At 64.6% G+C, this 19,044-nt stretch carries 12 protein-coding genes; 6 read left to right on the top strand and 6 right to left on the bottom strand.

Annotated features, from left to right (window positions below):
* The first annotated feature begins 633 nt into the window (after window positions 1-633).
* The 5 genes from ACVBEQ_RS21445 to ACVBEQ_RS21425 are packed head-to-tail and all read left to right on the top strand — an operon-like array spanning window position 634 to window position 8,594.
* Window positions 634-3,144 (top strand): glycosyltransferase, encoded by a 2,511-nt coding sequence (locus ACVBEQ_RS21445; protein ID WP_447155437.1) that lies wholly within the window; start codon window positions 634-636, stop codon window positions 3,142-3,144.
* Window positions 3,141-4,763: an ArnT family glycosyltransferase gene (locus ACVBEQ_RS21440; protein ID WP_447155436.1), complete on the top strand. Its 1,623-nt coding sequence runs from the start codon at window positions 3,141-3,143 to the stop codon at window positions 4,761-4,763. Before ACVBEQ_RS21445 ends, ACVBEQ_RS21440 begins: the two co-directional genes overlap by 4 nt.
* On the top strand, window positions 4,760-6,154 hold the full coding sequence (locus ACVBEQ_RS21435) for an alkaline phosphatase family protein (protein ID WP_447155435.1): 1,395 nt from the start codon (window positions 4,760-4,762) through the stop codon (window positions 6,152-6,154). Before ACVBEQ_RS21440 ends, ACVBEQ_RS21435 begins: the two co-directional genes overlap by 4 nt.
* Complete coding sequence (locus tag ACVBEQ_RS21430; RefSeq protein WP_447155434.1) at window positions 6,151-7,401, top strand: hypothetical protein; 1,251 nt, start codon at window positions 6,151-6,153, stop codon at window positions 7,399-7,401. Before ACVBEQ_RS21435 ends, ACVBEQ_RS21430 begins: the two co-directional genes overlap by 4 nt.
* On the top strand, window positions 7,398-8,594 hold the full coding sequence (locus ACVBEQ_RS21425; RefSeq protein ID WP_447155433.1) for an endo-1,3-alpha-glucanase family glycosylhydrolase: 1,197 nt from the start codon (window positions 7,398-7,400) through the stop codon (window positions 8,592-8,594). Before ACVBEQ_RS21430 ends, ACVBEQ_RS21425 begins: the two co-directional genes overlap by 4 nt.
* Window positions 8,595-8,664: 70 nt before the next feature.
* On the opposite strand, the gene ACVBEQ_RS21420 is transcribed toward ACVBEQ_RS21425, so the two are convergent.
* Together ACVBEQ_RS21420 and ACVBEQ_RS21415 are read right to left on the bottom strand one after the other, a co-directional pair.
* Window positions 8,665-9,765 (bottom strand): endo-1,3-alpha-glucanase family glycosylhydrolase, encoded by a 1,101-nt coding sequence (locus tag ACVBEQ_RS21420; RefSeq protein ID WP_447155518.1) that lies wholly within the window; start codon window positions 9,763-9,765, stop codon window positions 8,665-8,667.
* A gap of 124 nt (window positions 9,766-9,889) precedes the next feature.
* Window positions 9,890-12,325, bottom strand: a complete 2,436-nt coding sequence (locus ACVBEQ_RS21415; RefSeq protein ID WP_447155432.1) for a CBM96 family carbohydrate-binding protein — start codon at window positions 12,323-12,325, stop codon at window positions 9,890-9,892.
* A gap of 570 nt (window positions 12,326-12,895) precedes the next feature.
* Here ACVBEQ_RS21415 and ACVBEQ_RS21410 point away from each other — a divergent pair.
* A complete protein-coding gene (locus ACVBEQ_RS21410; protein WP_447155431.1) occupies window positions 12,896-14,128 on the top strand; it encodes an AGE family epimerase/isomerase in 1,233 nt (410 codons plus the stop codon).
* Between the two features lie 17 nt (window positions 14,129-14,145).
* Here ACVBEQ_RS21410 and ACVBEQ_RS21405 read toward each other — a convergent pair whose 3' ends face one another.
* The 4 genes from ACVBEQ_RS21405 to ACVBEQ_RS21390 all read right to left on the bottom strand — a co-directional run.
* Window positions 14,146-15,339 (bottom strand): 4-hydroxybenzoate 3-monooxygenase, encoded by a 1,194-nt coding sequence (locus tag ACVBEQ_RS21405; RefSeq protein ID WP_447155430.1) that lies wholly within the window; start codon window positions 15,337-15,339, stop codon window positions 14,146-14,148.
* A gap of 105 nt (window positions 15,340-15,444) precedes the next feature.
* Complete coding sequence (locus tag ACVBEQ_RS21400; RefSeq protein WP_447155429.1) at window positions 15,445-16,752, bottom strand: MFS transporter; 1,308 nt, start codon at window positions 16,750-16,752, stop codon at window positions 15,445-15,447.
* A 31-nt stretch (window positions 16,753-16,783) separates the two neighbouring features.
* The gene (locus ACVBEQ_RS21395) at window positions 16,784-18,247 is read right to left on the bottom strand and encodes an aldehyde dehydrogenase family protein (protein ID WP_447155428.1); all 1,464 of its coding nucleotides are present in this window, start codon (window positions 18,245-18,247) and stop codon (window positions 16,784-16,786) included.
* Window positions 18,248-18,419: 172 nt separating this feature from the next.
* Window positions 18,420-19,044: thiamine pyrophosphate-dependent enzyme (locus ACVBEQ_RS21390; protein WP_447155427.1), on the bottom strand; the 625-nt coding region annotated here is incomplete at its 5' end.

The raw sequence follows: 19,044 nt of genomic DNA, 5'->3' as shown, positions 1-19,044 counted from the left end.
AAATCATGCATCTTTTGGCCGGCCGCGCCGACCTCCATTGTGATGAACAGAGAACCAGACATTATGACAAGCCGGGCAACAAATTGGTTACCAGCGGCGACGCCCTGGTTGCGGTGCGCGCGAGATCAGCCATGGTTCCCCCGTTTCTCACGTCGGATTCCGCATGCCCCCGACTCATGCTGTGCAGCAGCAGGTCTGACTTCCTTACCGCGCGCGCACGGCTCACGAGTCGCGCCGATGACGGCAGCACGCAGACCTTCCGATCCCCGACACAGGAAGAATGGCCCAAGCTGCCGTGCCTGTCCACCTCGTCGGAGACCTGCCAGGCGTCCCCGAAGGCGCGCACTGTCGATCTGAAATCTAGATCAAATGTTTAAAACGCAAAGACCCCCCAGTGGGTGAGGAAATGAGGTGAATCAGCGGAAGTGCTTTTCCGGAATCTCCCTCTCGAATTGCGCCTTCCGAACGGTCTTTGCGGCAAATGGGTGAGCTGCGGCCAGGAAACCTTGCGCAGAGTGGTCAACTGCCGCTTAGCTTGCCGCCGAACGCTGACGTCCATGACCTCGCCATGAGCCGGAGTCAGCGCAGCCCGCTTCGGGGAGTGGGCGCTAATCGCCGAGGGGAAATTTCGGTATGACAAAAAGCATCGACGACGCACGTGCGCTCAGCCCCGCATTCGAGCCCTTGACGTCGGTATCGGTCCCGGGCCTTCCATCCGCGAAGCCTTCGGAACCATTGACCTCTCCGGCAGAGCCTGAAGAGATCACGACGTTGCCACCGGGTGTCGCCCCTTGGTTCACCGTCGTCGTACCGACAAGAAACGAAGCCGGCAACATCGGACCCTTCCTGCAGCGCCTGTCCGACGGCGTCGCAGGTGCGCAGGTCGAGGTGCTCTTCGTCGACGACAGCACGGACGGCACTGACGATGTCATCAGAACTGCCGGCCGGTTGTTCGGCTTGGCGGTGCGGCTGCTCCATCGCCCGGCGGGGCAGCGTTCGGGTGGACTGTCGTCGGCTGTCGTGCAGGGACTGCGGTCCGCCAGGGGGTCATGGGCCGTTGTCATGGACGGGGATCTGCAGCATCCGCCGGAGCTGGCCGCACGAATGGTTCAGGTCGGTCACGCCCGGGACCTGGACCTTGTTGTCGGAAGCCGACGGGTGGGTGAGGGTAAGGACGAGGGTCTGTCGGGGGCCTACCGTCACGCAGCATCCCGGTCCTCGACGTTGATCGCGAAGTTCCTTTTCCCCAGAAAGCTTTCGCGCTTCTCCGACCCGATGTCCGGATTCTTCGCCGTGCGGCTGTCGTCGCTCGATGTGGCGACACTCCGTCCGACCGGCTTCAAGATTCTGCTCGAGATTGCCGTGCGACAGCCGAACCTTCTCGTCGCCGAGGTCCCCTTCGTGTTCGGAGAGCGAAACGACGGTGAGAGCAAGGCTTCATTTCGCGAGGGCCTGCGCTACCTCCACCATCTCGCCCGGCTGCGCGCGGACGTCTTCCGGTCCCAGGTCAAACGGTCGTCAGCACAGAGCAGAGGTGTCCGCTTGCGACGTCTCGTTCTCTTCGGGCTGGTCGGCCTCTCCGGCATCTTCGTCAACACGGCTGCGCTGTGGTTTCTGGCGGGGAGAATGGGCGAGGATCACTATCTGCTGGCAGCTGTACTCGCCACTCAGGTGTCGACGGCATGGAACCTGCTGTGGACCGAACTCCTGGTGTTCGCCGGCCCCAAACCCGGTTCTGCCACCAGCAGGGGCGTGAAATTCTTCATCCTCAACAACACCGCGCTTCTGCTACGGATTCCGCTCCTTGCTCTTCTCGTCGAGGGACTCGGTATCAATCTGCTGGTCGCCAATGTGATGACGCTGGTCACCCTGTTCCTCGTGCGGTTCCTGATTGCAGATGCGGCCATCTATGCGGCGCCCAGCAACGAGGTCGCGAAACGGCCCATGCGCATCATCGTCACGCCCGCAGAATTGACTCCCCCGCGCAAGCATCGCCCGCACGCACCCGGTCACAGGTACCTGCCCTACCGGTACTCCATTCACGGATTGATCACGATCGGGTCGCATGTTCAGCTGCCGGAGCTCGAGTACTTCAGGGCCCAGTGGGTCGGGAGCGACGTCGACCTCTCCATCCGCATCGGCCAGGTGGGACGCAGCGCCCCGCGAACCCGAGCCCAGATGACGCAGTATGTCGCTCCGTCGGCTCTGAGCTATGAGGAGCACTTCGGCCGTCTGGGTGCGAACTTCCGGGTCGATATCGGTCATCCGGTCGACGTCACCGTCTCGCCCAGCCTCGCACGGTCACCGCATGTGCTGTATACCAACGTCATCGAGGCTCTGCTCCGGTTCATCATGGTGTCGAAGAACTGCATTCTTCTTCATTCGGCATGTATGGAACTGAACGGGCACGGGTTCTTGTTGTCGGCACGCACGGACACCGGCAAGACGGGGACCGTGCTGCGAATGCTCCGCGAGCAGGGTGCCAAATTCCTGTCCGATGACATGACTGTCATGGACATGAACGGCACCGCGTACTGCTTCCCCAAGCCCCTGACGATCAGCCATCACACCCTCCGCGCCGTGCAAGCCGGTGATCTGACTCCGGCTGAATGGCGCCGTCTGAAGGTGCAGAGCCGTCTGCATTCCAAGGAGGGCCGCGACTTCGGCATGCTGCTGGCGCGATTGAACATCCCCATCATGGGATTCAACTCGATGACCCAGCGGATCATCCCGCCGCCGAAGTACACAGTCGATCGTCTGGTGGAGTGCACCACGACGACCTCCACGCAGGTGGAAAATCTCTTCGTCATCGAACGGGGCGAACAGTCGCTGCGCGAGATCGATGCCAAATCCGCGCTCGAGACACTTATCGTGAACACCGACGATGCCTACGGATTCCCACCATTCCGGGAAATGGCACCCTCGATCGTGATCGGCGACGACGATTATCGGAATCTACGCTTGAAGGAAGAGCGGATCCTTGCCTCGGCCATGCGCAATGTACGGGTCCGGGGCGTCGTCACCGACGACTTCTCCTGGGCGGACAAGATCCCGGTCCTGCTCGGGGTCACCCCGCCGGGCGCCGAGGCCGTCCCGCGTGTCGTCGCCGGCAGGGTTGCGGAAGCCGACGCGGCCTTGGCATGACGGCCACCGCGCATCCGAGGGACGACCCGGACGAGCGGCAGGACGAGCAGCAGAAGGAGCGGCAGCCCGGGCGGCACCATAGCCCGGAGCGGCCGACGCGTCCTCTTCCGATGATGCTCGGGGGCTGGCTGCGGACGGCACTACCGGTGTTCCTCGTCCTGGCCTTCGCCGGCCTGTTCCGGTTCTGGGATCTCGACGGCATCGGTTTCAACAGCGACGAGGCGGTGTACACCGGGACTGCGGCCTCCATCGACGGCAACCCTTCGTTCACATCGATCTTCCCGATCTTCCGTGCCCATCCTGTGCTGTTCCAGATGTTGCTGTCGCTGTTCCTCCGCGATGACGTCAGCGACTTGACCGCGCGCGCCGTCCCGGCTGTGATCGGCGTGCTGACGGTGGCCGTGACGTATGTGCTCGGTCGCCGCATGTACGGGCACCGAACAGGGCTGATCGCAGCCCTGCTGCTGGCCGTGATGACCTACCACGTCGTCGTCACGAGGCAGGTCCTCCTCGACGGACTGATGACGCTGTTCGCGACCGGCGTTCTGTACTGCGTCGTTCGCTACAGCGAGAGCGCCGCCCTGCGGTGGCTCGTCGCCACCGGAGCGCTGCTGGGCGCCACGATCCTCGCCAAGGAGAACAGCGTCATCCTGGTGGGAGCGCTGTATTGCTTCTTCGCGCTGACGCCGTCGATCCGGCTACATTTCCGCCATCTCCTCATTGCAGCGCTCACCACGGTCGGCATCGTGCTGGCATTTCCCTTGGCGCTCACCTTGTCGGGGACGACGGGCACCGGTCAGAATTACCTCCTCTGGCAGCTGTTTCGTCCCGCCAATCACCCGCTGCCGTTCTATTTCACAGTGCTGCCCGCTGCCCTCGGATTCCTCGTCTTGGCAGTGGCCTTCGCGGGTCTGGTGTGGTTGCGTCACGAGAACACCTGGCGCGAGCGTTTGTTGATGTGCTGGCTGGTGGTTCCGGTGGCCTTCTTCACCGTGTGGCCGGTCAAGGGCTACCAGTACCTGCTTCCCATTGCACCGGTGGTGGCCCTCATGGCCGGGCGCACGCTCGCCAGATTGGGCACGGCCGGAAACCTCGCCATTCGACCGAAGGCAGGGCTGGGAGTGACCATCGCCGCGACGGCACTGGTGGTCGTCAGTGCCGTCATCCCGACGTGGAATCAGATCACGTCGCCACCGCAGGGGACGTTCCTCGCGGGCACGGGAGGCGTGGCGGGCGGGAGAGAAGCCGGACTCTGGCTGCAGGACAATGTTCCGGAGGGGGCGAAGCTGATGACGATCGGCCCGTCGATGGCCAACATCCTGCAGTTCTATGGACATCACACCTCGTTCGCGCTGTCGGTCAGCCCGAATCCGCAAAGCCGCAACCCGTCTTACACACCGATCGTCAACCCTGACCTCGCCGTTCGCAGTGGAGACATCCACTATCTCGTTTGGGATGCCTACACCGCTGCGCGGACTCCGTTCTTCGCGGCGAAGTTGCAGACGTTGGTCGCCCGGTACAACGGGACACCGGTCTTCACCGCATCCACTCCCGACGACGAGACCTCCGGCGCAGGACCAACTCCGCTTGTCATCGTCTATCAGGTGACAGCGCCATGAGGGGAAGGTTCTTCGTCCTCGCCGGCAGCGCCGCGCTGGTGGCCCTCACCAGCACGATGCCGGTTTCCGCGGCCGGTACTGCCGAACCGACCACCCCGATCGGGCATTTCGTGTACCTGATGCAAGGTGACAGGTCATTCGACAACTATTTCGGGACATTCCCAGGCGCCGACGGAATACCGGCGGACGCCTGCCAGGAACTGGTGATCGGCCAGCCGGAGACGGGCTGCGTCACACCTTTCCTCATGAAGGACGATGAGCCCGCATCGCTCAGCGCCGGGCCCAACCTCATCAACCGGCAGTGGAACAACGGCGCGATGGACCGTTTCGTGGCGGCCTTTCGCTCTCAGGGGCGCGACGGTACGACGGCCATGGGCCATTACGATGCTGCGGCCCTCCCCTTCTACTGGAGCCTCGCACAGAACTATGTGCTGTTCGACAAGTTCTTCACCTCGTCCCGACTCGGCGAGGCCGCCAACCGAAATTACTGGGTGAGCGGGGCCCCCGCGGCCACGGCCGGGGCGGGAGATGCTGCCGCGACAGCCGGCGCCACCCAAGGCCGGATCGATCAGCCGACGATCTTCGACCGTCTGCAGGATGCGGGAGTGAGCTGGAAGTTCTACGTGGAGGACTACCGGCCGGACGAGACCTACCGAACGTCAACTGTCACAGATCCCACCACGCAACCGACCCGTGTCCCGCTGCTCAACCAGGACCGCTTCCTGGACAACCCAGCATTGAGGTCCAGAATTGTGGACCTGAGTGAGTACTACCGCGATCTCATCGCCGGAACGTTGCCGGCGGTGGCCTACATCGCGACGCACTCATCCAGTGAACGCTCGGGAAGATCACTGCAGGCCGGCCAGCAAACGGTGAAGAACCTGGTCACCTCGTTGATGCTGAGCAGCGCATGGAAGCAATCGGCGTTCTTCATGTCGTACGACGGGCCGGGCGGGTGGTACGACCACGTTGCACCGACGCAGGTGGATGAGAACGGCTACGGACTGCGGGTTCCCGCACTGCTGGTCAGTCCCTACGCACAGCAGGGACTCATCGATCACACGATGGCCGATTCGACCAGTGCATTGCGCTTCATCCAGGACAACTGGAGATTACCGCCCCTGTCCCAGCGCGACGCCACTGCAGCCAGCATCGCCGGTGCGTTCGACTTCACCAGCCAGCCCCGTCCCGCCCAGTTGCTACCGATCGGCGAGCCCACTGTAGTCGTTTCCCCCGGGTCCAGCAGCGCGGTCTACTGGACGTACGGTGCCGCCGTTGCAGTCATCGCAGCGCTGTTGATCGGGGCGGCGGTCCTCCCTCGGGCCCGTCGCGTGCTCACGTTGCGTCGGGGACGGCACCGGGGGCCCGCGGCCCTGGAGCTGTCCGGATGAGGCGTACCCGCCGACTGGTCGCTGCCGCCACAATCCGACTGGTCGCTGCCGCCACAATCCGACTGGTCGCTGCCGCCACAATCCGACTGGTCGCTGCCGCCACAATCCGACTGGTCGCTGCCGCCACAATGCTGCTGACCCTGGCGATGGGCTTTGCGCCGGCTGCCGCGGTTGCGGGCGTCGCGCCCGAAACGGCCGCCGTCGCACCGCTGACCTCCCTCACGGCCGCCCCGACGTGGATCGCGCGTACCGTACCCACCGCACCACCCACGCCGACCGCAACACTGACCGTCACCACGGTTCCGGCAGTCGCGGGGTTGAGGCTGAAGTTCGACAGCGAGACGGCGACGACGAACGCGTCCGGAACAGCGGCATTCACCGCAGCGCGCAACCAGGACGCCCACACGTTGACCGTGCTGGACACCCAGCGCGAAATTCGAGACACCCGTTACACCTTCTCCCGGTGGGCCGGGCAGCGGGATTTCAGTCAAGCGTTCACGCCGACCCTCGACAACGTGACGACGCGTACCAGGAACACCATCACAGCCGTGTTCACGGTTGAGCGTGCCATCAGCCCGCAGTTCGTCGATCAACAGGGCCACGCGGTCGACCCAGCTCGGGTGTCCGCCGTCACGGCGCGCAGTAGCACCGGAGCGACGGTGACCGTCTCACCGACCGGGAAAACGTGGCTGGAGAGCAACCGCGTCATCTATCGATCAAGCGTCGACCTCCAGGTCGAGGAACTGTCGTACTCGTGGCAATCCGTTCTGGTCGACGGTTCGAATGTCATCGACTCAGGACGGCAATCGTTCATACCCGCGGAAACCACGGCGCCGACAGTCGAAGGACAGTTCCACGACCTCACAGTCTCCGCACACGACGCATTGTTCGGCTTCCCCACGGGCACGGAGGTCGTCCTGACCTTCCCCGACGGATCGGTCCAAGTAGCGCCGATGGCCGACTCCGGAACGGCCGTGTTCAGTCATATCCCCCGCGGTACCTACCAGGCGGTCGTCCGTGCGGGCCCCGCGATCATCAACAGCGAGCACCTACGCCTCTCCCGAGATGTCACCGTCGCCGTGCCCGTCATCAGCATCCTCGACCTCGCTGTACTGACTGTTGCTCTCGCCTTCATCGCAATCGGCGTGCTGTTGATCGGCCGGAGGACCCTTCGCAGTAAAATTCTCAGACCATTTCCCGGACTGCGAGCTTCCGGACCGCGAGCGGCCAAGGTTGAATCGACGTGAGCATTCGGGCAATGTTCGTCGCCATTTCGCTGACATTGAGCCTCACCGCCGGCCCGTGGTCCGTAGCCGTGAAGGCTCCGGATGAGAGCAGTCCCATCGCAGGTGCGCCGCTGGCCGACGGCGGGCCCCCGGTCCTTGCCTACTTCTACCAGTGGTTCGACCCGGGTTCCTGGGATCGCGCCAAGATCGACTTTCCCGCGGTGGGCCGCTACTCCAGCGACGATCCCGACATCATTCGCGGGCAGATCCGTGCTGCAAAGGGCGCCGGAATCGACGGGTTCATCGTCAGCTGGAAGAGCACCGCGACCAACAACCGCCGGCTCCGGCTGTTGATGACCGTCGCCGCGGAGGAACAATTCAAGTTGGCAATGATCTACCAGGGCCTGGACTTCAACCGCAAACCACAGCCCACGGCTCGAGTAGCAGCAGACTTCAAGGTGTTCAGGGACACCTTCGCCGGAGATCCCGTCTTCTACCGAATCGACGGGAAACCGTTGACCATCTTCAGTGGCTCCTGGGAGTTCGATCACTCGGCGGTCCAGTCGATCACCGACCCCGTCCGGGACTCGCTCCTCGTGCTGTCGACCGAGAAGAGCCTTGACGGCTACCGACGACTCGCCGACGTCACCGATGGTGACGCCTACTACTGGTCATCGGTCGACCCGGACACCAATTCCAACTATGCCGTGAAGCTAGGCGCCATGGGCAACGCCGTCCACGCCGACGGAAAAATCTGGATAGCCCCCTTCTCACCTGGCTTCGACGCCCGACTCGTCGGCGGTTCCGACACGGTCGATCGCAAGGACGGGGCGACGCTGATCACGCAATATCAGACCGCTTTGCGCTCGTCACCGGACCTTCTGGGGTTGATCAGCTGGAATGAGTTCAGCGAGAACACCCATGTGGAACCGTCGGAGAATTTCGGCGACCGCTACCTGACGGTGTTGCGACAACTGACGTCCCCCGACTCGGCGGCCACCGCTCCACCCACCGAGACGGACATGGGGGACAGCAGTTCGTCCGCCACAGCCGATGGCGGCGACTTCATCTTCAACATCACGCTTCTCGGTGCCTTCTTACTCGGTCTCATCACGGTCGTGACGCTCCTGACCCGCCGGAGCCGTCGCCTGGATGCGGGTCGGTCCCCTCCCCGGGTCAGGCCTTCAGTAAATTCCGGGCCTCCAAGCAGGTAGGTAGGTGGTGGCTGACCCTGCGACGGCGCAATCATTCCGAGATGATCGCTTCCCCCATATCATCCTCGGCTCATCTGATGATGGCGCTGAGTGCATCCAACGATTGCCGCCCGTAGCGTGTCATCGGGTCGATATATGTTCCTTCGGCAATCTCGTTCCAGCTGATGAAGGCGAAGGCGTCCGGAGATGTCGATCCGTTGCCGGACATCAGTGCTCGCAGCGTTTCTCCCCCGCGGCGCGGAACGCAGGAGGTTCCACCGATCAACTTCGAATTGTAACCGGGGGCCGCCGGTGCGACCCACACTTTTGCCGTGCCATCGGCATTCCGACCGCTGCTCCTGACGGCAGTCGCCAATGTCGCGAGCTGCTTGAACGAAGCTGGATTGGACCATGGGTTCTGCGACGACCAGTAGTAGGCGTCACCGTCGAGATACGGCGCGCGAGAGGATGACCACACCTTCTCGTCGCCGATCACCCGGATCGAGGACCGGAACGATGAACTCACCGTCTGCAATACCGATACCGCATACTTCCGGCTTCCTTGCCAGATGACCGTCGTTTTCGATGATCGCGAACGATCGAAAGCCGGATCACGGCCGTAGGTACGCACGAAATAGCTCAGATCACCCATGATGTAGGCGGTTGGCAGGATCTTCGCCGACGCTTTGTAGCTCAACCAGAGCTTGAACGGAATACCCTCCGAGTTGACCTTGTGGACGGCCGCCACCATCAACCGCAAACGGCGACTGTAGACGTTGTCCGTGGTGAGCTGAGCGGCCGATCCGGTCCCGGCCCAGTTCACGGCGAATCCGTCGAGGCCCGCAGCCGCGGCCTCGCGCACGTCACGCTCGATGAACCCGGCGTCGTCCTGGCTGTACAGCTTGGCGGGCACATCGGTGAGGCGGTTGCCGGCATAGCGGCTGACCGTATTGCATCCCGTCGCATCGAGCGTCGCCGGCAGCGGCAAAGGAGTCGCTGCGGTGGGGTAGTTGGGCCCGAGCATGTCCAGCCAATGCCGGCGGCTCCACCACAAGTAGTAATACGCGAAGACGGGTGCCTTCGTGGCGTACGAGGTGGTTGTTGCGCGAGCCGAAGCCACGGTGGCCGATGCATTCGATGGCGCCGCTGCCAACCCGAACAACATCGTCACACTCGCAGCCATTGCCACCACCTTGCGCAACCGAGTCCGACGATGCAGTGCGCCTTGCTTTTTCATGGTGATCCCGTTGGGTTGAAGGGTGGAGTTGGGTAGCCGTCAGAACGTTCGGCCGTCGGATGAGGCAGACCAGGGGTGGTCACAAGCCGAATGCCGCACCGAAATCAACGGCCGATGCGGCGTCCCGCAGCGGCGTCGACCCGCTGACGCGGTAGAGCCAGCGACTCAGAGATGCGTGCGTGAGTGGCGTGGTGATGACGGCACCGTGGATCGTCGGGTTGACGACCACCGTCTCGATGGTCTGTGAGGTGCCGACGCCTTCGTCGAACGTGATGACGATGGTGAGCTTGCCGTTTCGGTAATCCGGGCCGTTCATGATCAGTGGCACCCAGTTCCGCAGGAACGCATCCGCTGTTGCCAGCGAGCAGTCATGCCCGTCGTTGCACATGTCCGGGGTGAGCATCCCGACTGTTGGTAGAGCGCCGGCGCTCACGTCGGCGGCCAGTCGGCTGAGCGGCAGATCTCCCTGCTGGCACTGCGTCCGTTCATCGACGAAGTAGGCCCAGGGGTTGTGCTTCACGGCGTACCGCCCGCTGGAGGACAACTGGCAGTTCGCCGTCATAGCGTCGTTGTAGGTCTTGGCCGTTTTGCCCTTTGCGATCGCGGCACCGAATACGGACTGCCCGCGCACGGGATTGGAAGCAGGAGAATTGTCATCAGTGACACCGAACGTGCTGCCGCCGGCGATGACGAGATAGTTGGGGAGGGAAGGATGTGTCGGCGCGGTGTGCCTCGTGGTCACGCCGAACTGATTCTGCAGGCTGACCAGGTAGGGCATCCCAGCCTGCGCCTGAGCCTGAGTGTGGTTCTCGTCGACTATCACCAAGATCTTTTGCCCGGTTGCGGACGGAGCGGGCGTTGTCGAGACCGGTGTTGTCGAGACCGGTGTTGTCGAAACCGGCGTTGTCGAGACCGGCGTTGTCGAGACCGGCGTGACTGAAGAGGCGGTGGTCGAGCCTGATGTGGGAGAGCTCATCGTCGGCGAACGCGAGGTGGTCACCGTTGAAGTCGCTGACGACGAAGTCATGGTTGGCCCCGACGCGGTTGCCGGCAGGATCGAGTGCATCAGGTCTACGTAGGTGCCACGCCCGGTCGATGACGACCATCCCCCGGAGGCGCCACTTGCCATGCGGTCAGCCCATTCCACCGCAGTCCCTTCGCCCCATTCGTTGAACGTCGTGATCAGCTGGAATGGCGCCCCCGACGCCACCATGGCGCGCAGATTGGTCGCGAAGCGGCTCGGATCCCGGATCAGTCGAGGGGATTGCTCGCCTTTCAGCCAGAACCCTGGAGAAACGGAATAGGAGAAGCCTGCTTGTGAATCCTGCGCAACCGCGGGGGCGTACTGGTGCCAGCCGTCCGGCTGATCCGGACAGTTTCGATATCCGTTGAAAACCTTCAGGACGATGAAGAAGCGCCCTGCGTTGGCCTGCTTCCATCGGCTGGCCATCGAGCAACCGTCATCTGCGTCGCCGAACGCCATGAGCACTGGACGCCCGCCCCGGGTCAGGTAGTTGGGATGGGATGCGTAGCGTTGCTGGATATAGTTCAGATCGGCGGAGAGTTCGGTGACACCTGGATCAGCGAAGCCTTCCTTCTCGTAATACAGGGCCTCGGTGAATTGGGTACCGGCCGCAGCGTTCAGCAGTCCAGGGACCCTTGTCTGCTCGCTGTGCTCCCCTTGACCCCACCAGGACACAATCGCTGAATTGAGATTCGCGTATTGCATGGTGGCGAGATGATTGGCGAGCACGGCACTGTCATCCGAGCTGTAATAGCCCAGGCCCGCGTGGTAAACGCTGAACGGATCCGTCGAGCGGCCCCACGTCTCGGTGAACCAGGGATAGTAGAACGCGGCCCGCACAGTTGCCGGTTCCACCGGATGTGGCGGCGAGGTGGTCGAAGCGGGCTGAGTCGCACTACTGCTGGTCGACGTCGTAGCCGGATCACCCGCCAATTCGAGGATCAGTCTCGGGCTGTTGGCTGCCGCCTCGCGGGACCGGTAACTCACATGGTGAGAATCCTTCGCGATGAGTGCAAAACTGTAGTCGCCTGCCGTTGTGATCGACTCGGTGACATCGATGTCGACCCATCGATTGGCCACAATGCCACCTGAAGTTCCCACCCGTGCACCAACGGTCGGCTTGTTGGTATGGGTGAGTGAGTTCTCGGACCACTTCGTTGACGAGGTCTGAAAGGCGTCGACACCCTTCGCGTTGTCGGTGGTCGCGAACAGGCGCAGCGTTGCTGTGACGACCGGTCCGGGGACGTGGAATTTCACGTATGCGGACTGTTGAGGAGTGCCGTCCGTGCGCAGGGTTGCCGCCGATCCGAAGTTCTTGTTCGGGTAGGCGGAGCTGGTGTAGGCATCCGCTGCGGCGGAAATGGTGACTGCCTCCGAAGCAGCGGATGTCTGTTGAGCCAGTGTGAAGCTGCCCCCTAGGACGAGTAACGCGACGAGACTCGCTCTCGTCAGCCGCTTGGTCGTCGGCCCGGTCGTCGGTGCGCTTGCCACAGACGCTCCCCTCTTCGCTGAGTGCGAACGTGCCGAAATCCGGCCTCGTGCAACGGTCACTTCGAATCACTCATCAGTCCGACAACAGGGGGCGCGCATCATTGACGAAGAAGATCGCCAATCAGCGTCGAGGTCCCGGAGCGGCGTCGACGACGTCGGCAGTCGAGGAACTCCTGCTGTCATGTATGCGACTGCGAGCCCCGTTGACGACGTCTCCCGCGCCCCGCCTCACGGAGACGGTTGAGTGACCCTATCACTGAACGTAATGAGCAGTTACGGAACGTGACTACCATGCGTGATCGAGTCCTCGGAACGTCCTTGGGATGTGCCACTGACGTGAAGCAATCGCCGCGAGATGGCCCGATATCAAGCCGTGCCGAAGGCCTGTGCTGTCCCGTCTGCGAACATGAGCCACCGATCTGCTGATCCTCAGATATCACGGTGCCGAACCGTCCTGCGACGTCCGCTGTCGCCGCGGGCGATCCGCCATCTGCCGACATGACGGACGTCAGCGAGACTGACGCGGTGCGCCGAGCGCGGTGATGGGATCAAGGGAAGGAATCTTCAAACATGATGATCGACCGGCAACTGCAACCCGACGCCGCAGAACTCGATCGAGAATGCCGCCGACTGCTCGAGTTCGGCCGCGCCCTGCCCCACCCGGACGGCGGCGCCGCGTGGCTCGACGAGCGGGGGCGGCCGGACCTGACGCAGGGCGTCCACACCTGGATCACCGCCCGGACCGTGCACGTCTATGCGGTCGGCGCGTTGCTGGGCTTCCCGGGTGCTGACGCCATCGCCGACGCCGCACTGGACGGATTGACCGGTGTGCTGAACGACGATGACAACGGGGGATGGTTCACGCATGTCATGGACGGACGACCGACGGCGGACCGGAAGAGCTGCTACGACCATGTCTTCGTCGTGCTGGCCGGCGCTTCCGGCACCATCGCCGGCCGGCCCGGTGCGGACGCGCTGCTCGCGAACGCCCTCGAGGTCCTCGACGACCGGTTCTGGGACGGAGAGGTCGACCTGTTCGTCGACCACTGGAACAACGACTGGTCGCGACTGGACCCCTACCGCGGGGTGAACGCCAACATGCACGGGGTCGAGGCGATGCTGGCCGCGTCGGATGCCACCGGTGATCCGGAGTGGCGCAGCCGCGCGCTTCGGATCGCGGACCGGTTGATCAACCACTTCGCCCGGCAGAACCGCTGGCGCATCCCCGAACACTTCGACGCATCCTGGAATCCCCAGCTCGAGCACAACCGGGGCCGGCCTGACGACCGCTTCGAGCCGTTCGGTGCGACGGTCGGACACGGGCTCGAGTGGTCGCGGCTGCTGTTGCACCTCAAGGCATCCCTGGGCGAGTCCGCTCCGCGCTGGCTCGGCGAGGCCGCCCAGCAATTGTTCGCCCGCGCGACCACCGACGGGTGGGCACCGGACGGCGAACCCGGTTTCGTCTACACCACCGATTGGGACGGCACCCCCGTCGTGCGCGACCGGTTGCACTGGGTGCTCGCCGAGGGGGTCGCCGCCGCCGTCGCGCTGTACCGGGAGACCGGCCATGAACGGTATGCCCGGCTGCATGACCAATGGTGGGAGTACGCGCGAGAGTTCCTGCTCGACAACGAGTTCGGCTCCTGGCACCACCAGTTGGACGAGCAGAACCGGCCGACCGACACCGTTTGGCCCGGCAAGCCGGACCTCTACCACGCGGTGCAGGCGACCGTCATCCCCCGGCTTCCGCTGGCGCCGGGGATGGTGGCCGCGCTGGCCGGGGACGGATTCGCGCCCAGCTGATCCTCAGATGGCGACGGTCAGTAGGAAGGCCACCCGGTGTAAGCCTCCGCGAGGTAGGCAGACCCGTACCGGGATGACGTGACGGCGGTGAGCTCGCCCAGTTGGCGCTTGCGCTCGAACGGCGTGGTGTCCGGCCGCTCGTGCAGCATCGTCGTCATCCAGAGGGAGAAGTTCTGCGCCTTCCAGATCCGTTGCAGCGCACGGTCGCTGTACCTGTCCAGCAGATCTCGGGAGCCCGTCGAGAAGTAGGAGTCGATGCCTTCGAACAACACGCGCACGTCCGCGAACGCCAGGTTGAGGCCCTTCGCGCCGGTGGGTGGAACGGTGTGCCCGGCGTCGCCCGCCAAGAAGAGATTGCCGTACCGCAGCGGCTCACAGACGTAGCTACGAAAACGCAGGACGACCTTGTCGAAGATGTGCCCCTGCTTGAGCTGGAAGCCGTCCGGCCCGTCGAGCCGACGCTGCAGTTCCGCCCAGATCATCTCCTCCGACCAGCCGTCGACATCCTCGTCCGACGGACACTGGAAATACATTCGCTGGATGTGATCGTCGCGCTGGCTGATCAGCGCGAAACCCTCCGGGGAGTTGCAGTAGATCAGTTCCTCAGCGCTCGGCGGCGCCTCCGCCAGGATGCCGAACCAGGCAAAAGGATATTCGACGAAATTGTCGGTGCGATGCTCCTGCGGAATGGACCACTTGCAGACTCCGGCCGAACCGTCCGAGCCCACCAGGATCTCGGCGTGGATTTCCTTGAGAGCGCCGTCCTTGTCGGTGAAGCGGATCTTCGGACGGTCGCTGGTGAGGTCCAGAACTTCGGTGTCCGATACCGAGAAGTGGACTTCCCCGCCGTCCCGGGACCTGGCACCGGCGAGGTCGACGAACACCTCGTTCTGCGGGTACAGCCAGACGGCTTCACCGACCAGGTCGGCGAAGTCGATGCGGTGGCTCTCCCCGCCGAACCGGAGGTCGATGCCCTCGTGCTTGTAGCCGGTCCGCAGCACCCGGTCCGACACTCCGGAGTCCACCAGCATGTTCACGCTGCCGTGCTCGAGGATCCCGGCGCGATGGGTCGTGCGGATGGTGTCGTAGTCACGTTTCTCGACCACGACGTTGTCGATCCCGGACTTGGACAGAAGATGCGACAGCATGAGACCGGCGGGCCCGCCGCCGACGATTCCGACGCGGGTGGTGATCACTTCGGGATTTCGCACGGAAGTTCACTCCTTCAGGGCTCGTGATTGGCAGCGGTGAATGCCAGCGGTGAATGCCAGCAGTGATGCCAGCAGTGAATGGAGGTGTCGATGGCGACGCGCCCGTCAACGGTCGGCCGGGTAATCCATGCTCTGTGCCTCGTTCTCGGACACCGGCATCGGCTCGTCCGGCGCGGGGTCGCGATTCACCAGGACGACGGCGACGGCACCGATGGCCGCCACCGCGGCGAACATGTAGAAGCCCCACGGGTAGGCCAGACCCGCAGTCAGCAGGACGCCCGTCAGCAACGGCCCGGTGATCGCTCCGAGCCGGCCGATCCCACTGGCCGCGCCGAGAGCGGTTCCGCGGGCGGCCGCCGGATAGACGTGCGCGACATAGGCGTACACCAGCACCTGGGCGCTGAACACGAACATGCCCGCGAGCAGCACGCTGACGTACACACCGACGCCGGGCAGCTTGATGCTCAACAGGGCCAGGAACAGTGCGGCGGCCGCGAACCACGCGATGGTGGACTTGCGGTGGCCGATGCGATTCGCGACCTGGCCGGCGACCAGCAGGCCCAAGACGGCGCCCACGTTGAGCACCAGCAGCAGGGCGAGCGCGGCACCCAATTCGTAGCCCGCCTCGCGCATGATCTGCGGTAGCCAGGTGTTCAAGCCGTACACCAGCAGCAGCCCCATGAAGGACGTCACCCAGAACGCGAGAGTCGAACGGGCGAGCCCGTTGTGGAACAGCATCCCGACCGGGTTCTTGGTCGCCGGACGGGCCGTCCCGGACACCGGATGCACAACGCCGGCCGCCTTGGCGCGCAGGAAAGCGTTGGACTCCGGCAGGTACTTGACGATGAGCGGCACCAGCAGCAACGCCGGAAGGGCGCCGATGATGAACATCCAATGCCATCCGAAGCGCTCGATCACGACGATGCCCAGCAGCGCCGTCGCCACCGCCCCGACGTGGTACCCGGTCATCAGCGACGTCGTCGCACTGCCGCCCCGGCCGCGCTTCGCATACTCGTTGATCAGCGCCAGCGCGGTGGGAAGTACGCCGCCGAGTCCGAGACCGGCGAGGAATCGCAGCAGGCCGAACACCCAGGGGTTGGGCGCGAACGCGCACAGCAGGGTCAGTATCGAGAAGCTGACGACAGTCCACAGCATCGCCCGACGACGGCCGACAATGTCGCTGATCGGACCGACGGCGAGCGCCCCGATCATCACCCCGACCAACCCGATCACCGAGATGACCGATGCCGAGTTGGGATTGAGTCCCCAGTCGGGTTCCTTCAGCAGGGACGGCAGGACCACGCCGAGTACGACGAGGTCGAACCCTTCCAGGGCCACTGCGGACCAGCACAGCGGGGCCACCCAGCCCGCGTAGTGCGCGCGGGGATTGACCGGGCCACCACGATCGATCATGACGTCGCCTTTCTCAGGAGGGGTCTTTCTCTCAGAAGGGGTACTGCGGAAGGTCGCCGCGCATGGTGACCCACTGGACGTCGGTGAAGGCATCGAGATTTGCGGAGGTGCCGCCGTGCCGTGACCCGGTGCCCGACTCCCCCACGCCGCCGAAGGGAATGAGTGCCTCGTCGTTCACGGTCTGGTCGTTGATGTGCACCAATCCCGACGGAATGCGTTCCGCCAGCGCCAATCCCTTCATCACATCGGCCGTGAGAATCCCGAGGGACAGGCCGTATTCGGTGCCATTTGCGAGTCGGACCGCTTCGTCCAGATCCGCGAACGGCACGACGGGAGCGACCGGGCCGAAGATCTCCTCGGCATAGGCGGGCGCGGTGAGCGGAACGTCGGTGAGCACGGTCGGCCGATAGAAGAGGCCGTCATAGGTTCCACCCGCAGCCAGGGTGGCGCCCTGGTCGACCGACCGGGTCACGATCCGGTGGACGTTGTCCCGTTGCTTGGCGTCGATGATCGGCCCCATTCCCACGTCGTCACGGGTGGGATCGCCGACCGGGATCCGGTCGGCGTGCCGAGCCAGTGCAGCGGCGTATTCCGCCGCGATCGGTTCGGCGACCAGGTGCCGGCTCGTCGCCATGCAGATCTGCCCGCTGTGATTGAAAGACCCGAAAGCACCGACGGAGACGGCTCTTTCGACGTCGACGTCGTCCAGCACGATCAAGGCGGAATTACCACCCAGCTCCAGGTGCACGCGCTTGAGTCGCTGGGCGGCGGCGGCTGCGATCACCTTTCCGGCCCGGGTGGAGCCGGTGAAGGCGATCACCCGGATCAGCGGGCTCTCGACCACGGCGGCGCCGACATCGGCACCACCGGGCAGCATCTGGAAGAGCCCCTCCGGCAGGCCGGCCTCCTCGAAGATCCGGGCGAAGACGACGCCGCCGGAGATCGCGGTCCGCGGGTCGGGCTTGCAGATCACCGCATTCCCGAGCGCCAGCGCCGGAGCGATCGCCCGGATCGCCAGGATGATCGGCGCGTTGAACGGGGCGATCACCCCGACCACACCAACGGGGCGCCGCCGGGCCAGCGACAGCCGCGGCTGACTGGAACGAAGGATCTCACCGATCGGATGGCTGGCGAGTGCCGCCGCCTCGTAACACTCCTCGGCGGCGACCGCCCTGGTCTGGAACTGGGCGAACGGCCGGATGGCGCCGGACTCGCGGACGAGCCAGTCGTGGATCTCGTCCTCGTGCTCGATGAAGAGATCACCGGCGCGGCGAAGAACGGCGGCCCGCCGGTCGTAGGTCATCGCCGCCCACTCGACCTGGGCCTGCGCGGCCTGCTCGGCTGCCTTGTCCACATCCGCGGCGGTCGCCGCACCGACCCGTGCCAGGACGTCGCCGGTCGCCGGTTCGACGGCGTCGTACTCCCCGCCCGAACCGGCCGTCCACCCCCCGGCGTAGATCCTGCCCTCCCAGATGCTTCTGTCCAGGAACACCATCACGTCACCTCACTGTGCGCTGGAATTGCTGTTCTCTTCCGTTGTCTGCCGGTCCGGCGGCCACCGGGGCACGCAGGTCGGGCCACCGCCCGGCTCGGACCACCGCCCGCCTCGGACCACTGCTCGCCTCGGGCACCACTCGGGTCACTGCTCAGCTCGGCCACTGCTCGGGTCAGGCCACGGCCACCTCGAGTACCAGCGGCTCCCGGCGATGCGGCAGCGTCGGCAGGACATCATCGAGCACGGCGGTGAGTTCGTCGAACGTTCGCACCGTGGTGGCGGGGCACCCGAAGCCGCCGGCGATGCGGCTGATGCTGATCTCTTCGAACCCCGGCCAGGGCGGGGAACCCATTCCGGTACCGGTGTTCTCGGCGTGTGCTGCGGCCAGCTGATCCATGATCGCGTAGCGCCCGTTCGCCATGACGACGATCAGGACGCCGACCCCGTAGTGCGCGGCGCTCCACAACGCCTGGATGCCGTACATCGCGGAGCCGTCGCCGATGATGCCGATGACCGGCCGGTCGGGTTGGGCCATCTTCACGCCGACGGCCGCGGGTAGCCCGAAGCCAAGACCGCCCATCGCGGCGCTCAGGAAGCCCAGCGGTTCCCTGGCCGGGATCAGCGCGTGCAGCAGCGATCGGCTCGACGGGCTCTCCTCGACGATGACCGTGTTGCGTGCGATCCGGTCGGCCAGCGCGGTGAAGACGTGCGCGGCCTGCAGGACGCCGCCGCCCGCCGGGGGTTCTGCGCGCTCGATGGTCCGGGCTGCCGCGCCCGGTTGGGTGGGTCTGGGCGGG

The organism is Nakamurella sp. GG22 (assembly GCF_052976845.2).
Note: the sequence above shows the minus strand (reverse complement) of the source record. Positions and strands in the feature narration are given on the sequence as shown.

Excerpts from the sequence above, each read along its gene's own strand:
- ACVBEQ_RS21435 (WP_447155435.1), top strand. The coding sequence starts at position 4,760 with ATGAGGGGAAGGTTCTTCGTCCTCGCCGGCAGCGCCGCGCTGGTGGCC.
- ACVBEQ_RS21445 (WP_447155437.1), top strand. The coding sequence starts at position 634 with ATGACAAAAAGCATCGACGACGCACGTGCGCTCAGCCCCGCATTCGAG.
- ACVBEQ_RS21430 (WP_447155434.1), top strand. The coding sequence starts at position 6,151 with ATGAGGCGTACCCGCCGACTGGTCGCTGCCGCCACAATCCGACTGGTC.
- ACVBEQ_RS21395 (WP_447155428.1), bottom strand. The coding sequence starts at position 18,247 with ATGGTGTTCCTGGACAGAAGCATCTGGGAGGGCAGGATCTACGCCGGG.
- ACVBEQ_RS21400 (WP_447155429.1), bottom strand. The coding sequence starts at position 16,752 with ATGATCGATCGTGGTGGCCCGGTCAATCCCCGCGCGCACTACGCGGGC.
- ACVBEQ_RS21410 (WP_447155431.1), top strand. The coding sequence starts at position 12,896 with ATGATGATCGACCGGCAACTGCAACCCGACGCCGCAGAACTCGATCGA.
- ACVBEQ_RS21440 (WP_447155436.1), top strand. The coding sequence starts at position 3,141 with ATGACGGCCACCGCGCATCCGAGGGACGACCCGGACGAGCGGCAGGAC.